This is a genomic window from Massilia jejuensis, assembly GCF_042656795.1.
GTDB lineage: Bacteria > Pseudomonadota > Gammaproteobacteria > Burkholderiales > Burkholderiaceae_D > Telluria > Telluria jejuensis.
Map to the genome: position 1 here is coordinate 1 of NZ_JBHSMS010000005.1, position 15173 is coordinate 15173.

14 protein-coding genes are annotated in these 15173 nt (G+C 67.4%); 1 reads left to right on the top strand and 13 read right to left on the bottom strand.

The features are described 5' to 3' along the window. The 11 genes from ACFPOU_RS01360 to ACFPOU_RS01410 form a co-directional block, all read right to left on the bottom strand. A partial coding sequence (locus ACFPOU_RS01360) for a cytochrome P450 (RefSeq protein WP_379716043.1) occupies positions 1-1257 on the bottom strand: 1257 nt, incomplete at its 3' end. A gap of 116 nt (positions 1258-1373) precedes the next feature. Beyond that, positions 1374-2144 (bottom strand): SDR family NAD(P)-dependent oxidoreductase, encoded by a 771-nt coding sequence (locus tag ACFPOU_RS01365; protein ID WP_379716046.1) that lies wholly within the window; start codon positions 2142-2144, stop codon positions 1374-1376. Between the two features lie 41 nt (positions 2145-2185). Beyond that, a complete protein-coding gene (locus tag ACFPOU_RS01370; RefSeq protein WP_379716049.1) occupies positions 2186-3364 on the bottom strand; it encodes an MFS transporter in 1179 nt (392 codons plus the stop codon). Then, the gene (locus ACFPOU_RS01375; RefSeq protein WP_379716052.1) at positions 3357-4418 is read right to left on the bottom strand and encodes a phosphotransferase family protein; all 1062 of its coding nucleotides are present in this window, start codon (positions 4416-4418) and stop codon (positions 3357-3359) included. The genes ACFPOU_RS01370 and ACFPOU_RS01375 overlap by 8 nt, the downstream gene beginning before the upstream one ends. Continuing rightward, on the bottom strand, positions 4415-5689 hold the full coding sequence (locus ACFPOU_RS01380) for an acyl-CoA dehydrogenase family protein (protein ID WP_379716055.1): 1275 nt from the start codon (positions 5687-5689) through the stop codon (positions 4415-4417). Before ACFPOU_RS01380 ends, ACFPOU_RS01375 begins: the two co-directional genes overlap by 4 nt. A 21-nt stretch (positions 5690-5710) precedes the next feature. Continuing rightward, the gene (locus ACFPOU_RS01385) at positions 5711-6448 is read right to left on the bottom strand and encodes an SDR family NAD(P)-dependent oxidoreductase (RefSeq protein ID WP_379716058.1); all 738 of its coding nucleotides are present in this window, start codon (positions 6446-6448) and stop codon (positions 5711-5713) included. Next, positions 6445-8712, bottom strand: a complete 2268-nt coding sequence (locus tag ACFPOU_RS01390; RefSeq protein WP_379716061.1) for a CoA transferase — start codon at positions 8710-8712, stop codon at positions 6445-6447. The genes ACFPOU_RS01385 and ACFPOU_RS01390 overlap by 4 nt, the downstream gene beginning before the upstream one ends. After that, complete coding sequence (locus ACFPOU_RS01395) at positions 8712-9227, bottom strand: carboxymuconolactone decarboxylase family protein (protein WP_379716064.1); 516 nt, start codon at positions 9225-9227, stop codon at positions 8712-8714. The genes ACFPOU_RS01390 and ACFPOU_RS01395 overlap by 1 nt, the downstream gene beginning before the upstream one ends. Positions 9228-9389: 162 nt before the next feature. Continuing rightward, on the bottom strand, positions 9390-9746 hold the full coding sequence (locus tag ACFPOU_RS01400; protein WP_379716067.1) for a nuclear transport factor 2 family protein: 357 nt from the start codon (positions 9744-9746) through the stop codon (positions 9390-9392). Continuing rightward, entirely contained in the window at positions 9743-10807 is a 1065-nt protein-coding gene (locus ACFPOU_RS01405) for a hypothetical protein (protein WP_379716070.1), read from the bottom strand. The genes ACFPOU_RS01400 and ACFPOU_RS01405 overlap by 4 nt, the downstream gene beginning before the upstream one ends. A gap of 3 nt (positions 10808-10810) precedes the next feature. After that, positions 10811-12085: a cytochrome P450 gene (locus tag ACFPOU_RS01410; RefSeq protein WP_379716073.1), complete on the bottom strand. Its 1275-nt coding sequence runs from the start codon at positions 12083-12085 to the stop codon at positions 10811-10813. Positions 12086-12269: 184 nt separating this feature from the next. Between ACFPOU_RS01410 and ACFPOU_RS01415 the strand changes: the two genes are divergently transcribed. Beyond that, complete coding sequence (locus ACFPOU_RS01415) at positions 12270-12980, top strand: TetR/AcrR family transcriptional regulator (protein ID WP_379716076.1); 711 nt, start codon at positions 12270-12272, stop codon at positions 12978-12980. Here the strand turns inward: ACFPOU_RS01415 and ACFPOU_RS01420 are convergent. After that, the gene (locus tag ACFPOU_RS01420; RefSeq protein WP_379716079.1) at positions 12958-14538 is read right to left on the bottom strand and encodes a phytoene desaturase family protein; all 1581 of its coding nucleotides are present in this window, start codon (positions 14536-14538) and stop codon (positions 12958-12960) included. The two genes, ACFPOU_RS01415 and ACFPOU_RS01420, sit on opposite strands and share 23 nt — an antisense overlap. Before the next feature lie 98 nt (positions 14539-14636). Continuing rightward, a partial coding sequence (locus ACFPOU_RS01425) for a TetR/AcrR family transcriptional regulator (protein WP_379715291.1) occupies positions 14637-15173 on the bottom strand: 537 nt, incomplete at its 5' end.

The window sequence follows — 15173 nt, forward strand, 5'->3', positions numbered from 1 at the left end:
CACGTGCTTCGGTCCGCGCAGCTGGGCGCCGGTGATGTGCGGCGCGGGCATGTCCGGATCGAGGCACAGGTTCGGCATCAGGTCGAGGATGGCGTTCACAGCAACCTGCAGCTCGGTCTTGGCGATGAACTGGCCGATGCACATGTGCGGACCGAAGCCGAAGCCGAACGAAGGTTTCGGCTTGCGGTCGATATCGAATTCCTCGCTGTTCTCGAACGCCTCCTCATCGCGGTTGGCCGAGCTGACGATGCACTGGACCATCGCCCCTTTGGGAATGGCCATGCCGGCCAGTTCCAGGTCCTGCGCGGCCTGGCGCACCTTGAAGGTGGCCACCGGCTCGAAGCGGATCGCCTCGTCGATCGCCTTGGGGATCAGGCTACGGTCCTGGCGCACTCGCTCGAGCAGCGCCGGGCGCTCGAGGAGCAGCGTCATCAAGGTGCCGAAGGTACGGGTGGTCGTTTCCGCCGCAGCCGGCAGCAGCGAGCGCACGAAAGTCGTCACTTCGTGGTCGTCGAACTTGCGGCCGTCGCTCTCGGCGCGGATCAGGCGGCTGATCAGGTCGTCGCTCGTGGCGCCATTCCTGCGCACCTCCACCACCGCTTCATGGGTCGCGTCGTAGAGGGACTTCGCGGCCTCCATGGCCGCTTTTCGCGCGAGCGCCGCCTTCTCGGCGTCGACCTGGGGACCGGCGAGGATGGCCAGCGCCCAGGCCGCGTACTGCTTGATCTTTTCCGGTTCGCTGCCGGGGAATCCGATCAGCGCATAGATCAGGCGGATCGGGAAGTACAGACCGAATTCCATCAGGTCGGCCTTCTTCTTCGGCACCAGCGCCGCCAGGAACTCGTTGCGCAGGATCGGATCCATTTTCGAATCGCGCCAGCTGTTGACCACTTCCGGCATGAAGATCGGCTGCAGCAATGCGCGTGCTTTCTTGTGCGCGTCGCCATCCATGCCGGTCAGGATCAGGCCATCGAAGAAGGAACCCAGGCCTTCGGCGATGAAGCCGCTGGTGTAGTTGGTGGCGTCGCGCAGCACCGCCATGGTTTCCTTGTATTTGAACACGGTAAAGGTGGGCCGCTTCGCATCGAGGCCGGCGATATTCGGCACGCCGAGCTTGCCCATGAAGTTCTCGGCGATGATCGGCGAATTGCGGCGCATGTCGCGGTAGATCGCGTGCAGGTCGACATCCCCGCCACGGTAGTTGTCGGCCACGCCCGAATAGGCGCTCTCGAGACTCACTTCTTTCACACTGCTCATGCTGTCATCCTCCGGTTGTTTGGTCCTGGCGGTGCGCGGACCATTAGTTGAACACTTTTGCAGATAGTGCTCTATTTCCGGAGGATTGCCAAGCAATTCGCATTCGGCGAGCTGCGCTACAGGATCATCAGGCCGCCGTCCACGGCGAGGGTCTGGCCGGTGATGAAGCGCGCGCCGTCGCTCATCATGAAGACGACGAAGGGCGTCATGTCGCGGTCCGGGTCGCCCAGCCTGCCGCCGAGGGGGATCAGTCCGGCCATCATCGCGTCGTGCGCCGCCAGCGCCTGCGCGTCCATGCGTGCGCGGTGCGCTTCGTACATCGGCGTCCACATCCCCGGCGCAGCGGCATTCACGCTGATGCCGTATCGGCCCCACTCCTTGGCCACGGTCCGGGTCCAGCCCAGCACCGCCGCCTTGGCGGCGGAATAATGGGCGCAGCCGGGCAGCCCCATGACCCCTGCGGCCGAGCCGAAGTTGAGGATGCGGCCGCCGCCCTCGCGCAGGTAGGGGAAGGCCGCCTGGTTGGTATTCATGGTGCCGCGCGCGTTAACGTCGAACATCAGGTCCCAGTCGACGTCGAGGATGGACTCGGCCGGCGCAGCACGTTCGATGCCGGCGATGTTCACCAGCCCATCGAGACCGCCCAGCCAGGCCGCAGCGGCGCCGAAGGCGGCGTCGACCTCGCCGCGCAGGCGCACGTCGCAGTGAAAATAGCGCGCGGCGTTCGGGCCGGCCGCGTTCGCGCGGCTTGCCTGCTCTTCGCCTGCAGCGTCGTTGACGTCCAGCGCCGCGACCTGGGCGCCCGCCGCCGCCAGGCCGCGCAAGACGCTTGCGCCGATGCCCCCGGCCACGCCGGTGACGATCAGCCGTTTGCCCTTGAGTTCCATGTCCCCTCCTTCAGTTGGTCGAATTGAGTCGAACGCATCCTTCATCCGCGCTGCGGTCCGATACGCAGTGCCTGCACGCTGGCGGCCCCCAGCGCGGCCGCCATCAGCCAGAACAGGACCGGGGCGCCGACCGCGCTACCGAGCACCCCGAACATGAGCGGCATGGCCGCCATCGACGCGTGGATCGCCATCGAACGCAGCGCCAGGACTTCGCCATGCCGCTCGGGCGGCGTCAGGTCGTGCAATGTGGCCATGATCGCGGGCTGCACCATGCCCAGCGCGATGCCGAGCACGGCGGCGCAGGCCGCCATCGCCCAGGCGCTGCGCAGCAGCGGATAGGCGCCGAATACCGCGCAGGTGAGCAGCAGCGCCGCCGTCAGCAGCGTACGGCGCACGAGGCGTCCGGCTAGCAGCGGCATCAGCAGGCGCACCGACATCGAGGCGACCGCATACGCGGCCAGAATGCCGCCCAGCGCGGAGGCGCTCAGGCCGCGCTCGACGCCCAGCAGCGGCAGCGCGAAGCCGTGCACGTCCCAGCTGAGCGACACAAGCCAGCTGACGAACAGCAGGCGGCGCAAAGGGGCGAGGCGCAGCAAGCCGAATGCCGACGCTTTGCGCGCCGCCTGGGCAGCGGGCGCACGGGGCGGCTCGACCGGCACCGCCTGCGCGGCCAGCAAGGTGGCCGCCGGCAGCAGTGCGAGGACCAGGAAGGCGGCCGAAAAGCCGGCATGGTCGATCAGCAAGCCGGCCAGCATCGGGCCGAACAGGCCGGCGATCGCAGGCGCGAGCGCGATCCAGCTGAAGACGCGCAAACGCTCGGTGTCGCCGCCGGCAAGGCGGCTGGCGCTGCGCTGGATGGCGATCATCCCGAAGCCCGACCCGGCGCCGCTGAGCGCGGCGGCCGCGCACAGCGTGAACAGGTTCTGCGTCGCCGCCGCCAGCAGCGTCCCCGCAAGCGCGCAGCCGGCGGCCAGGCGCACCGGCAGGTGGTAGCCGCGCCGGTCGGCCAGGCGCCCGGCCGGCAGCGCCAGCAAGGCGGGGAATACGGCGAACATCGTCATCACCAGGCCCACCGACCAGGCCGAACGGCCTTGGGCCAGCACGTTCAGGGGGGCCGCCAGCCGCACGCCCTGGGCGCAGGCATGCAGGCCGACCTGGCAAGCCAGCATGGCGGCCAGCGCTGCGTGCGGCCTGCGCACGAGCGTTGCCGCGCTAGGCATGCGCGCTTTCGATGGCGGCCAGCGCCTGTTCGAACAGGCGCAGGGCCGACGCATGGTGGACGGCGCCGGTGTCCGGGTTACCGTGGCCGGCGCAGGAGCGCGCATAGCTCGCCTCGAGCATGATCCCGAGCTTGAAGCGCGCCAGCGCCAGATACCAGTCGAAGGCGGCGAGGTCGCGCCGGCTGCCCGCGCGATAGCGCTCGACGAGTTCCGCGGTTGACGCGAGCCCCTGCGCGGGGTCGATGCGGATGGTTCCGGCGCCGCGGCCGTCGGCATCGGGCCAGGTCGCCACCAGCCAGCCGAGGTCGATCAGCGGATCGCCGATCGTGGCCAGCTCCCAGTCGATGATCGCCGCGAGTTGCGGACGCGCGCGCTGGAACATCACGTTGCCCAGATGGTAGTCGCCGTGCAGGATCCCGGGCGTGAAGGCGGCAGGCATGTGCGTCTCGATCCAGTCGGCCACGCGGGCCACGCCCGGCAGCGCCTGCGGCCCCGGCCAGGAGGCGTGGCGACCGCAGTCGTCGAGGTGGCGCAGCCAGCGCGGCACCTGGCGCGCGAGAAAGCCCGCGGGCTTGCCGAAATCGCCCAGGCCGGCCTGACTCGGGTCGATCTCTCCGAGCCGCAACAGTCCGTCGACCATCGCGAACCCCATCTCGCGGCGCCACGTCGCGTCGGCGACATAGGGTGCGGGCAGGCGCTGCGGTGTCGCCGTGAAGCCATCCACCGGCGCCATCAGGTAGAACGGAACCCCCAGCACGCCGGAGTCGTCGCAGGAGGCGATCAATGCCGCATGCGGTACGGCGCTGCCGGCCAGCGCGCGCAGCAGGCGCGCCTCGCGCAGGAAAGCCTTGCCGCCGTCGGCGAGCGCACCGGGGCGGGGACAGCGCAGCACCCAGGCCTGGCCGCCGTCGCGTTCGAAGCGCAGCAGCATGTTCTGGGTGCCGCCGGTCAGCGGCGTGACGGCGCGCAGCGCTCCCGCGCCGATGCCCTGCGTATCCATCCACGTGCGCACGGCATCGAGGTCGATGAAGGTGTCAAGGCCCGCCCCGCTCATTCCGGCACCATGCGGAATTTTTCGGCCGCGGCGGCGGCGGCCGTCGGCCGGTGGTAGGCCGGGAACAGCTCCTCGCAGGCCTCGTACTCGCGCAGCAGCTGGCGCGCCACGGTCACCTTGTGGACTTCGGTCGGTCCGTCCGCCAGGCCCATCTGGTAGGCACGGACGATCAGCCCGACGAAAGGCATCTCGGTCGAGACGCCGATCGAGCCGTGCACCTGCAGCGCGCTCGATGCGATATCGTGCAGCACCTTCGGCATGGTCGCCTTTACCGCGGCGATATCCTTGCGAACTTTCTGGTAATCGTGGAATTTGTCGATGCGCCAGGCGGTGCGCATGACGAGCAGCCTGAACTGTTCGAGCTGAATCCAGGCATCCGCGATCTTCTCCTGCACCATCTGCTTGTCGGACAGCAGCGAGCCCTGGGTGGTGCGCGACAGCGCCCGCTCGCACAGGGCGTCGAGCGCCTTCTGCGCCTGGCCGATCACACGCATCGCATGGTGCACGCGCCCGCCGCCGAGGCGGACCTGGGCGATGGCGAAGGCCTCGCCCGGCGCACCGAGCATGTACTCGGCGCCGACGCGCACGCCATCGAACTCCAGGTAGGCGTGGGTTGCCTCCGGATCATCCGCCACGCCGACGTTGCGGATGATGCGGATGCCGGGCGTAGCGGCGGGAACGACGAACATGCTCATGCCCTGGTAGGTCGAGGCCGCGGGATCGGTGATCGCCATGACGATGAAGAAGTCCGCATAGCGCGCATTCGAGGCGAACCATTTCTGGCCGCTGATCACCCAGCCCTCGCCCTCGCGCACGGCTTGCGTCGTGAAGACTTTCGGATCGGCGCCGCCCTGCGGCTCGGTCATCGCGAAGCAGGAGACGACCTCGTTCGCCAGCAGCGGCGCGAGGAAGCGCTCCTTCTGGAAGGGCGTACCGTAGGCGGCGAGGATTTCGCAGTTGCCCGAATCGGGCGCGTGGGCGCCGAACACGATGGGCGCGAACAGCGCGCGGCCGAGGATTTCGTTCATAAGCCCGAGCTTGACCTGTCCGTAGCCGGCGCCGCCGAGCTCCGGTCCCAGGTGGCAGGCCCAGAGCCGGCGTTCCCTGACCCGCCGCTGCAGCGGACGCACCAGTTGCGCGAAGCGCGGGTCGTGGATATTCCACGGGCTGCCCAGCACGTACTCGAGCGGCTCGACCTCCTCGCGCACGAACGCTTCCATCCAGTCGAGCTCCGCCTGGAATGCGGGCTCGGTTTCAAAATCCCATGCCATGTCGGTCTCCGGGTTACAGGTTTATGCGAGCAGCAGGCCGCCGTCGACGAGCAGGGTCTGGCCCAGCACGTAGGCGGCGAGCGGCGAAGCGAGGAATAGCGCGGCGCCCGCCATGTCGTCCGGCGTGCCGAGCCGGCCGAGCGGTATTTTCCTCAGCGAGGCGGCCAGTCGCTCCGGGTGGTCGGTGGTGACCCGGGTCAGCTTGGTGGCGACCAGGCCGGGCGCGATGCCATTCACCCGGATGCCGTCGCCGGCCCAGGCTTCGCCGAGCGTGCGCGTCAGGCCATAGGCGCCGGTCTTCGAGGCGTTGTAGGCCGGTGTGCCGACTGTCGAGTGGAATGCCGCCGCCGAACTGACGATAATCATCGATCCCCTGGCGCGCGCCAGCATGCCGTGGAAGCGGTCGCCGCAGGCCATTAGGCTGACCAGGTTGACATTGACGACCTCGCGAAAGGCCGGCACCTTGAATTCTTCGCGCCGGTAACGCACGATGCCCTGGGCGCACACCAGCACGTCGAGGCGTTCGAACGGCACCTCGACCGTTGCCACCGCGGCCGCGTCGCCGACATCGAGCCTGGCGTAATGCAGGCCCTCGAGATTCGACTCGCGCGCGTCGGCGTAATCGGCGGCGCCGGAGCGCGTACCCCATACATGCACCTCGGCGCCACGGCGCCGAAAGGCCTGGGCGATGCCGTTGCCGATGCCGCTGGAGCCGCCGACAACGAGCACGGTCTTGCCGGAAAAATCGAGTTCGTTCATTCGTGTGTCCCTGGTGCGTTCGTCAAAACGGTCAGTCCCTGTGCTTCCAGGGCGGCGATTTGTTCGGGGCCGAGCCCGAGCCGCTCCCAGACCTCGCGGCTGTGCTCACCGAGCGCCGGCGGGGCCCGGTCCAGCCGCAATGGCAAGTCGCCGAAGTCCCAATAGGCGCCGACCTGTTCGAGGTCGCCATACACGGCATGGCGGTAGCGCGCGTGGAGTCCGGCCGCGGCGTGGCCCTGGTCGTCGTGGAAGGCCTCGCCCTGCGCTTCCAGTACCGGCTCGGCCGGGACGCCCGCAGCGCGCAAGGCGGCCAGAGCGGGTGCGCGCGGCTGTCCGGCGAACCATGCTTCGCACGCCAGCCGCGTGCTTCCGGCCAGGCGGGCGAAAGCTTCCGTCTCGCGCGCGCCAAGGGCGGCGACGGCAAGCCAGGCGTCGCGGCAGCGATAGATACGGTGGCAGGGAGAGAGCCCGGTCTGGGCCTGGTCGAGCTGCGCCACCGGCGTGGTCGCGCCGTCGGGCAGCATCACGCTTTCCGCGACGGTGAGCAGGGTGGCGCCGAGCAGCGAGGCGCAGACGGCCTGCCCTTGCCCGGCCTCCTGGCGGCGGTAGTGGGCAAGCAGCACGGCGAAGACGGAGGACAGTGCCGCCAGGTAGTCGCCCACGCCGAAGCGCAGCCACATCGGCGGATTGCCCTGGCCGCCGCATTCGGCTTCCCAGCCGCAGGCCGCCTGCATCAGCTGGTCGAAGCCCGGCCAGTCCTTCTGCTCGCCCTTGGGACCATATGAACTGATATGGCAATAGACCAAACCCGGGTTGAGCACCTGCAGCGCCGCGTAATCGATCCCGAGCTTGCGCGCGGCCGGTAGCCGGATGTTGTGATGGACGACGTCGGCCCAGCCTACCAGCGCCTCAAGGGCAGCTTGTGCACCGGGCTCGCCCAGCTTGAGCGCGACCCCCAGCTTGCCGCGCTGGGTGCCGGCAAAGATACGTTCCAGCCTGCGCATGGCGTCGCCCGCGGGCGGCTCGACCTTGATCACCTCGGCCCCCAGGTCGGCCAGCAGCATCGTGGCAAAGGGGCCCGCCAGGTAGGCGCCTAGATCGAGCACTTTCATGCCTGCCAGCGGCGCCAGCGGCGCGCCCGATGCCTTCGGCGCCACCGCCTTCGCCCGAGGCGGCGGGGGAAGGTGCGGCGCCGCGCGCTCCGGCTCGGCCAGCGCGCCGCGCACCCTCGGCGGCGGGTCGCTCAGGTAGGCCGGCCCCGGCTGCCGCACCCTGCCGCGCACCCGGTCCTCGACTTCGTCCACATAGCCGTTCGCGCGCGCCTGCTCGCTGGCGTAGATCGCGCCGAAGGGCGCCGCCACCTGGGCAGCAACGTCGTGCAGCCAGAAGTGCTCAACCCAGTCGCGTGCCGGACGGGTGGCCATGATGGCCTTGTTGGCGCCGAAGTTCGGGGCGACGTGGCTGGGCGGGTATTTGGCGTTTTCCGCGGCGACGGCATCCGGCCCCATCGCTGCCAGCGCCTGGGCCATCCACGGCGCCTTGTCGGGAGAATAATGGACGTGTACCCACTCCCCGTCGGCGCACCGGTGCAGCGGGATCGGCGTGCTCTTCGACAGGCCTTTGGCGAACACGGGGGTTGGTGTTTGCGCTCGAGACCAGTGCATGCTCATCGGCGCGAGCGCCGCTTGCGCCAGGCTCGTATGCGCGATGCCGCCGCGCCCGTCCCGGCGGCGCGCAACCAGGCGCGCCATCACGCCGATCGCGCACAGCCACGCCGCCAGCCAGCCGGCAAAGGGCATGCGCACGAACACGGGACCGGGACGGTGGCCGGGCTGCTCGTCGAGCAGGCCCAGACGCGCCAGCACCAGGGTCTCGCGCGGCGGCGCATCGGCCAGCCGATGCCGGCGCGGCCAGCCGCCGATCGCCGACACGACCAGGCTCGGATACGTCGCCGCGAGGCGCGCGTCGTCCAGTCCGCATTCGGCTGCCTGGGCCGGCGTCAGGTCATGCAGCAGCACGTCCGCACCCGCGATCAGCCCCGCCAGCGCCGCCCGTCCGTCCGCCGTATCCGGGTCGAGCGCTATCCGCCGTTTGCCCCGGTTGAGCACCGAGAACAGCACCGACCCGGCATCGTCGGCCATGTCCGGCGTCTCGATGCGAATGACTTCGGCCCCCGCTTCGGAGAGCTGCAGCCCCGCCGCCGGCCCGGCGATCCCACTGGCAAATTCAATGACGCGGATGTTGCGGAGGATGGCCGCATCCATTATCGATCCCCTGTGTAGGCCTGCTGCACATAGGTCATGCGTCCGCCCGCCAGCATTAGGGCGCAGAACATGTTGAGCTCGACGATTTCGGGCGTGGTGAAGTGAAGTTTCAGATTATCGAACAGTGCGTCGCCGATGGCCATGTAGTCGGACGCGAACAGCATCGCGTACTGCAGCGCCGCCTGCTCCGCCGGACTGAAACGGGGATCGTCGTGCGCCAGGCAGGCGACGTCTTCCTCGCTGACGGAATCGTCCTTGCGTGCGAGCTGGCAGGCCTTGCAACTGGTGATGGAGGCGATCTTCAGGCGCACCAGTTCCTTGAGCCGCCCCGGCAGCACGCCGCGCAGGTGCATCGCTTCGAGTGCGCCAAGCCAGGCTTCGGCCACTTCCGGGCGGTGCGCCCAGACCTGGACCGGCACTGGCGAACTGAGCATCCGGCTGGCCCGCCCGCGCTCGAGCGCAGCTGCGAGCGCGGGCGGGAACGCGGCCAGGGGAACCAGCGGCAGCCGCGTCATGCCAGTCTCCAGCCATGGCACGCTTCGAATCCGGTCATCATGTCTCCTGCGCCGCTGTCGCATCGAACGATCTGGCGCGGCCATGGTTTTATTGAACAGAAATGCGATTTATGTTCAATATATACATGTTTTATAAAAATGTCGACCGCTTGCGCTATTTCCTCATGCGGGCCCGACGAAGTAGCGCACCAGCAGCGCTCCGTCTTCGTCGAAGCGGTACAGCTCGATGGTCTCGATCGTGCGATCCGTCTCCTTGACCCGGTTCCTGTTGTGGCATGCCGCTTCGTTGCCGTTGACCATGGCCGCGACCTCCTCGATCGCGATTGCCGCATTCTGCCGCTCCCACATCGCCGCCAGCACCGGCCAGCCATCCGAGGCCGGCCGGCCCACGTATTCGATGGTCAAACCGCCGGGAGCGGCGGCGCGGTAGGCTGCGAGGAAGCCGTCCTTGTCGTTGGCGTTCCAGCACGCCACCTGGGCGTGGAGAAAACGGCGAATGCTGTTTGCGTCCGTGCTCATTCAGCTTCTCCCAACCCGGTTGCGGCGCCGCGCACCCCGCGCGCGCTGCCGTTGCGGCGGTCGGTCTCGCCCCAGCCCAGCGAACGGTCCGGTTCGCGGGTGTCGCCCACGCGGCGCCAACGCCCTTCCTGCTGGGCGGTGATCGGGAAGCCGCCGACGAAATCGACCATTTCGCCTTTCGGGTCCGGCACGAACTCCCAGCGCTCGGTCCCGTCGAGGACAATGGACGCGCTGTCAACAAAATAGGAGCCGGGCTTGTGCACGACCTGCCCTTCGATATCGGTGGTGCAGCGGACCTCTCCCTTCTCGTTCTGGAAGATGGCGTAGCCCAGCTTCCCGTGCCCGACCATGAAGGAGCCGCTGTCCCAGCTGCCGTCGGTGTAGACGGTGGCAAAGGTCCACCAGATGACGTGCATCCTGTTGTTCACCACCAGGTCTTTCTGGAAGTGGATCGCACCGCCTGCCGCCATCCAGGCTTGGTCGAGGGTGATGATGCCTTTCACGGCGCGCCCCTCGCAGGTGCCGGCCACGTCGTACAACTGCGAAACATAGAACGTGCCCCAGTCGCGGCCCGGCAGGTACCATTGCATGCCATTGCCGAGCAGTTTCCCCGCGAGCTCGAACAGCCCTTCCTCCTTCCAGCTGAACTGCGTACCGGAAGCGGTCAGGCGCCATGGCTGGCCGGCCTCGCCCTCCAGGCTGGACCAGCCGGCCGTGTCAACGTCTTTGTCCGTACTGAGCCAGCGGTGCGGGAACATCGTCAGCGCCTGCGCCGCGCTCTTTTCCTTGTCGATGCGGATATGGCGCCCGTCGCCGACGCGCGTCGACTGGTAGATGAATTTGGTCGGGTTCGGGCTGCTGCCGGGTGCATTCAGGGCGCGCACGAATGCATAGATCTCGCCTTCGTCGTCGCGCACGCAGCCGAAGGGCATGTGCTTGGTCAGCTTTAGGCCGTAGTGGTCGCGCAGGTCGGCCAGGCCGGCGCCTGTGACTTGCTGGGGCGCCACCAGGCACTGGTAATCGAAATCGGCGCGCTGCGGAATTTCCGTAAAGGTTCGCATGGTTCAGTCCCAGATGACGTGGATGTGCGCCGCGCCGCGAAGCTGTGCGCCTTCGATCACGGGTGCCGGATGGTCCGGATCGAGGCGCAGATTGGGCAGCAAGTCGAGCAGTGCATTGACTGCGCAATTGAGTTCCAGCTTGGCGACGAACTGGCCGATGCACATGTGCGGTCCGAAGCCGAAGCCGAACGACAGCTTGGTGCGGCGGTCGATATCGAATACATCGGCGTGCTCGAAGACCTCCTCGTCCCGGTTGGCCGATATCACCATGCACTGGATGAACGAGCCCCTGGGGATGGTCACGCCGTGGAATTCGACCTCTTTCGCCGTCTCGCGTATCTTGAACGTAGCAACAGGCTCATAGCGCACCGTTTCGTCGATCAGCTTGGGCACCAGCGAACGGTCGGCGCGCACGCGGTCGATCAGGCCGGGCGTGGTCAGCAACAGCGTCATCACCGAACTGAAGGTGCGCGTCGTCGTCTCGCCGGAGGCTGGCAGCAGCGAGCGCACGAAGGTCGTCACTTCGTGGTCGTCGAGCATGCGGCCTTCATGTTCGGCGCGCAACAGCCTGCCCACAACGTCATCGCCCTGACTGCCCCGCGCACGCCGCTCCACGACAACCTCATGAATGACCTCGTACAAGCGCGCGACCGCGACACCAGCGGTGCGCCGCGCCTCCTCGAAACGGGCGGGATCGACCTGGTTCCCGCCCACCATCGCCAGGGCCCACGCAGCGTATTGGCGATATTGTTCCTTGTTATCAGTCGGGAAGCCCAATAACGCGTACATCACGCGGACCGGCACCCCGATGCCGAACTCCATCAGGTCGGCCTTCTTCAAAGGGATCATCTGTGCGAGGAAATCGTTGCGGATCACGTTGTCGATCGGATCGCGCCATTTGTTGACCGTCTCGGGCATGAATGCCGGCTGCAGCAGCGCGCGCACTTTGCGGTGCTGTTCGCCGTCCATCGCCAAGACGATCAAACCATCGAAAAAGGCGCCCAGGCCCTCGGCGATGAAACCGCTGGTGTAGCTGGTCGCGTCGCGCAGCACGGCCATGATGTCCTGGTGGCGGAACAGTGCAAACGTCGGGCGCGTTCCCTGCTGCAAGCCGGCATTGGTCGGTATGCCGAACTGCTTGACGAAATCGCCAACGAAAATGGGGGATTTCGCACGCGCTTCGCGGCAAGCGGCGTGGATGTCGCCCCGGCCCTTGTAGGTGTCGGATACCGAGGAATAGGCGCGTTCCAGCGCCTGGTTGTCGATGGTTGTGCTCACGTTGTCTCCTTGAGTCCAGCAGCCCTCCGGCAATACGCTGAAAGACTTGAACATATTATTAAATGGTGTTCATATAGTATCTGTGTCCGGCAGTGCCGGAACGCCCCCCGGCGCCAACATTGTTTGACTACGAGTCAAGCGACCCGGTGAAGATGGATCATCGAAACCAATAGAGGCCGACACCATGAGCGAGCTGCGGGACAGCTGTGTACCGACCAAATCCCCGCCGAACAAGCGTGAAACCCTCAAGCGCATTCTCGAAGCGGCACGACGCGAATTCGTCGGCAAGGGATTGGCCGATGCAAGGGTCGACGACATTGCCCAGACGGCGGGCGTAACGAAGCAGCTCGTCTATCACTACTATCGCAGCAAGGAAGAGTTATTTGCCTGCGTACTGGACGAATCGTCGGCCCAGGCGATGAACGAACTGGTGACACTGGAGCTGGACCAGCTGGCGCCGCGCGCCGCGCTACGCGCCCTGCTGCAGCGGATGGTCCAGCCCTACCAGGAGGGCGAGCTGAGTGCCCTGGCCCAGGAAGGGATCCGTTTCCACGAAAGCCGGGCGACACCGCGCAACAGTTTTACCGAGCTGGCGCCGCGCCTCAGGCTCAAGCTGAAGGAAGCACTCGATCGCGGCATTGCCAGCGGCGACTTCCGCGCCGACGTCGATCCAGACATGCTGCTGGCCGTCGCGGCTCTGGCTACCACCAGCGCCTGGGTCAACCGCTATACGGTATCGACGCTGTGCGGTCTGGACATGGCAAGCGCGCCGGACGCTGAGAAATGGGGGCGATTTTCAGTCGATTTCGTGCTTGCCGCAGTCGAGCGCGAACGCAGCAGCCAGCATCCGCTCACGCTGCCCGCCTCGCTCGTCAGCCCGCCAGGAAGCGACTGACCCGGCGGGCTGCGATACGCCCCGGCAGGCCGTTGATCCCGCCGCCCGGATGGGTGCCCGCGCCGCCCAGGAACAGGCCGGCCACTGGCAGCTTGTCCGTGCCCAGTCCCGCGGCGGGACGCATCAAGGCGCTGCGCGCCGGGCTGGTGTCGATGTGCACCACGCAGCCCCGGTGCACGTTCAGGCGCTCCGCCAGATCGGGCGCCGCTTCGATCCGGCGCCCGATCTCGTAGCGCGCAAGCCCGTCCATATACTGCGAAGCCTGTTCGACAACCTGTTGGCCGACCTGGGCGCGCATCGCGTCCCAGCCCTCGCGCGGCTCGACCGGCATCGCCACCGGATACAGGTAGACCACATCCTGCCCCGGCGGCGCCTGGCCCGGGTCTACCGCGCTGGGCGCCGTGATCCACATATAGGGCAAGGGCGAGACTTCGCCGCGCGCAGCGGCGCGGAAGTTGTCGAGTACCGCGTCTGACGTGCCGATCAGGAGCACGCTCTTGCGCAGGCTCAGGCCGTCCGGGCGCAGCGCTTCATGGCGGCTGTACCCCACCTGCCCCGAGAGCGCGACGTCGACTTTCAGGGGCGAAGCCCCGTGCGCATTCGCCGGCGCCAGCGCCACGCGGGTCAGCGTGCGGCGGTCGAGCGCGCCGGGCGTCACCATTTCGAGCGCCATTTTCGGATGGATGGATGCGATCACGGCGCGCGCGCCGATCACCGCGCCACTCTTCAGGCGCACGCCCTTCGCAACGCCATCTTGGGCAAGGATTTCCGCGACCGGGGCGTCGACCATGATCTCCCCGCCCAGCTCGCGCAAGCGCGCGGCCAGCGCATTCGACAGCGTCTGCATGCCGCCCACCGCGCGGCCCAGGCCGAAACGGTGGATGAAGCCGAGCAGTGCGAAATAGATGCCGGTCGCTTCGCCGGCGATCGGGCCCGCCGCACCCAGCAGGCAGCACAGGGCGGACTGGGTCACGGGATGCTCGAAGCGCTCCATGATCGAGGTGTAGGCCGGGCTGCCGATCAGCGCCATCAGCTCCGGCTTGAGCGCTCGGTTCTTGAACATGGTGCGGAAGGCCTGCCATTTGGCGCCAAGGTTGCGCTGCGCCGGGTCGACCCGCATCATCGGGATGGCGACGTCGATGAAGGCATTCACCAGAACCATCAGGGACAGGAACTCGTCGGCATCGCGCGCCGAGAACCGCCGGATCTCGGCCGCCGTCTGCTCGGCGCTGCGGCCGAACACGAGCGAATTGCCGTCGGGATGGAGATAGACATAGCCGGGATCCATCTCGACCTGGCGAAAGCCATGCCGCTCGAGCTGCAGCTCCTGCGGCATCATCGGATGTACGCGCAGCGACATCAGGTCGAGCGCGCAGGGATGGATCAGGTGCTGCGGCGCCTCGGGAATCAGGTAGCCGCTCGACGCCATGCCGCCGACTTTTTCGCGCGCCTCGATCACGACCACCTTTTTTCCCGCTTCGGCGAGGTAGCAGGCGGCCGCAAGGCCATTGTGTCCGCCGCCGACGATCGCCACGTCGTATTGATGTTCCTGCTGCATGCTGTCTCCTCCGGTTTTATTTTCACTTCGCCGGATTGAAGCATGCGGCCGCGCTTGCGGCCTGAAGAACAGTTTTACCTGAGGTAAAGCGCGGGCGCTCAGCGTCGCGCGACGCGGCCCGACAGCAGCATGACGACGAAGCGCTCCATGCGCCGCATCAGGTTGCGGCGGTCGGCGCCGGACGGCACCAGCACGTCGCTCAGGATGAAGCGCACCATTAGTTCGCCGATCAGTTCGCGATCGAGCACGATGCCGCGGCGCTCTTCCCAAGCGTCGAACACGGGCGCCAGCACGTCCTGGAAGCGGTGCACCGAGTCGTGGAAGATGCGCTGGAACCAGCGCGTCGCGTATTCCGGCGCCACCAGCAGCAGGCGCCGGGCGCGGCTGCGTTCCAGGTAGTCGTCGATGAAGCCCAGTACGGCCTGGAAGCGCTCGTCGGGATCCTGGGAAGCCGACGTCGCTTCGATCAGGCGGGCATGGAACTGGTCGCGCTTGTGACGGGAGAACGCGTCGAGCAGGTCATCCTGCGAGGAAAAATAGCGGTAGAAGGTTCCGCGCGAGATGCCGCTATCGTGGCACACGTCCAGGATCGAAATGCGCTCGGCGCCCGATTGCAGGATGATCTCTTCCGTCGT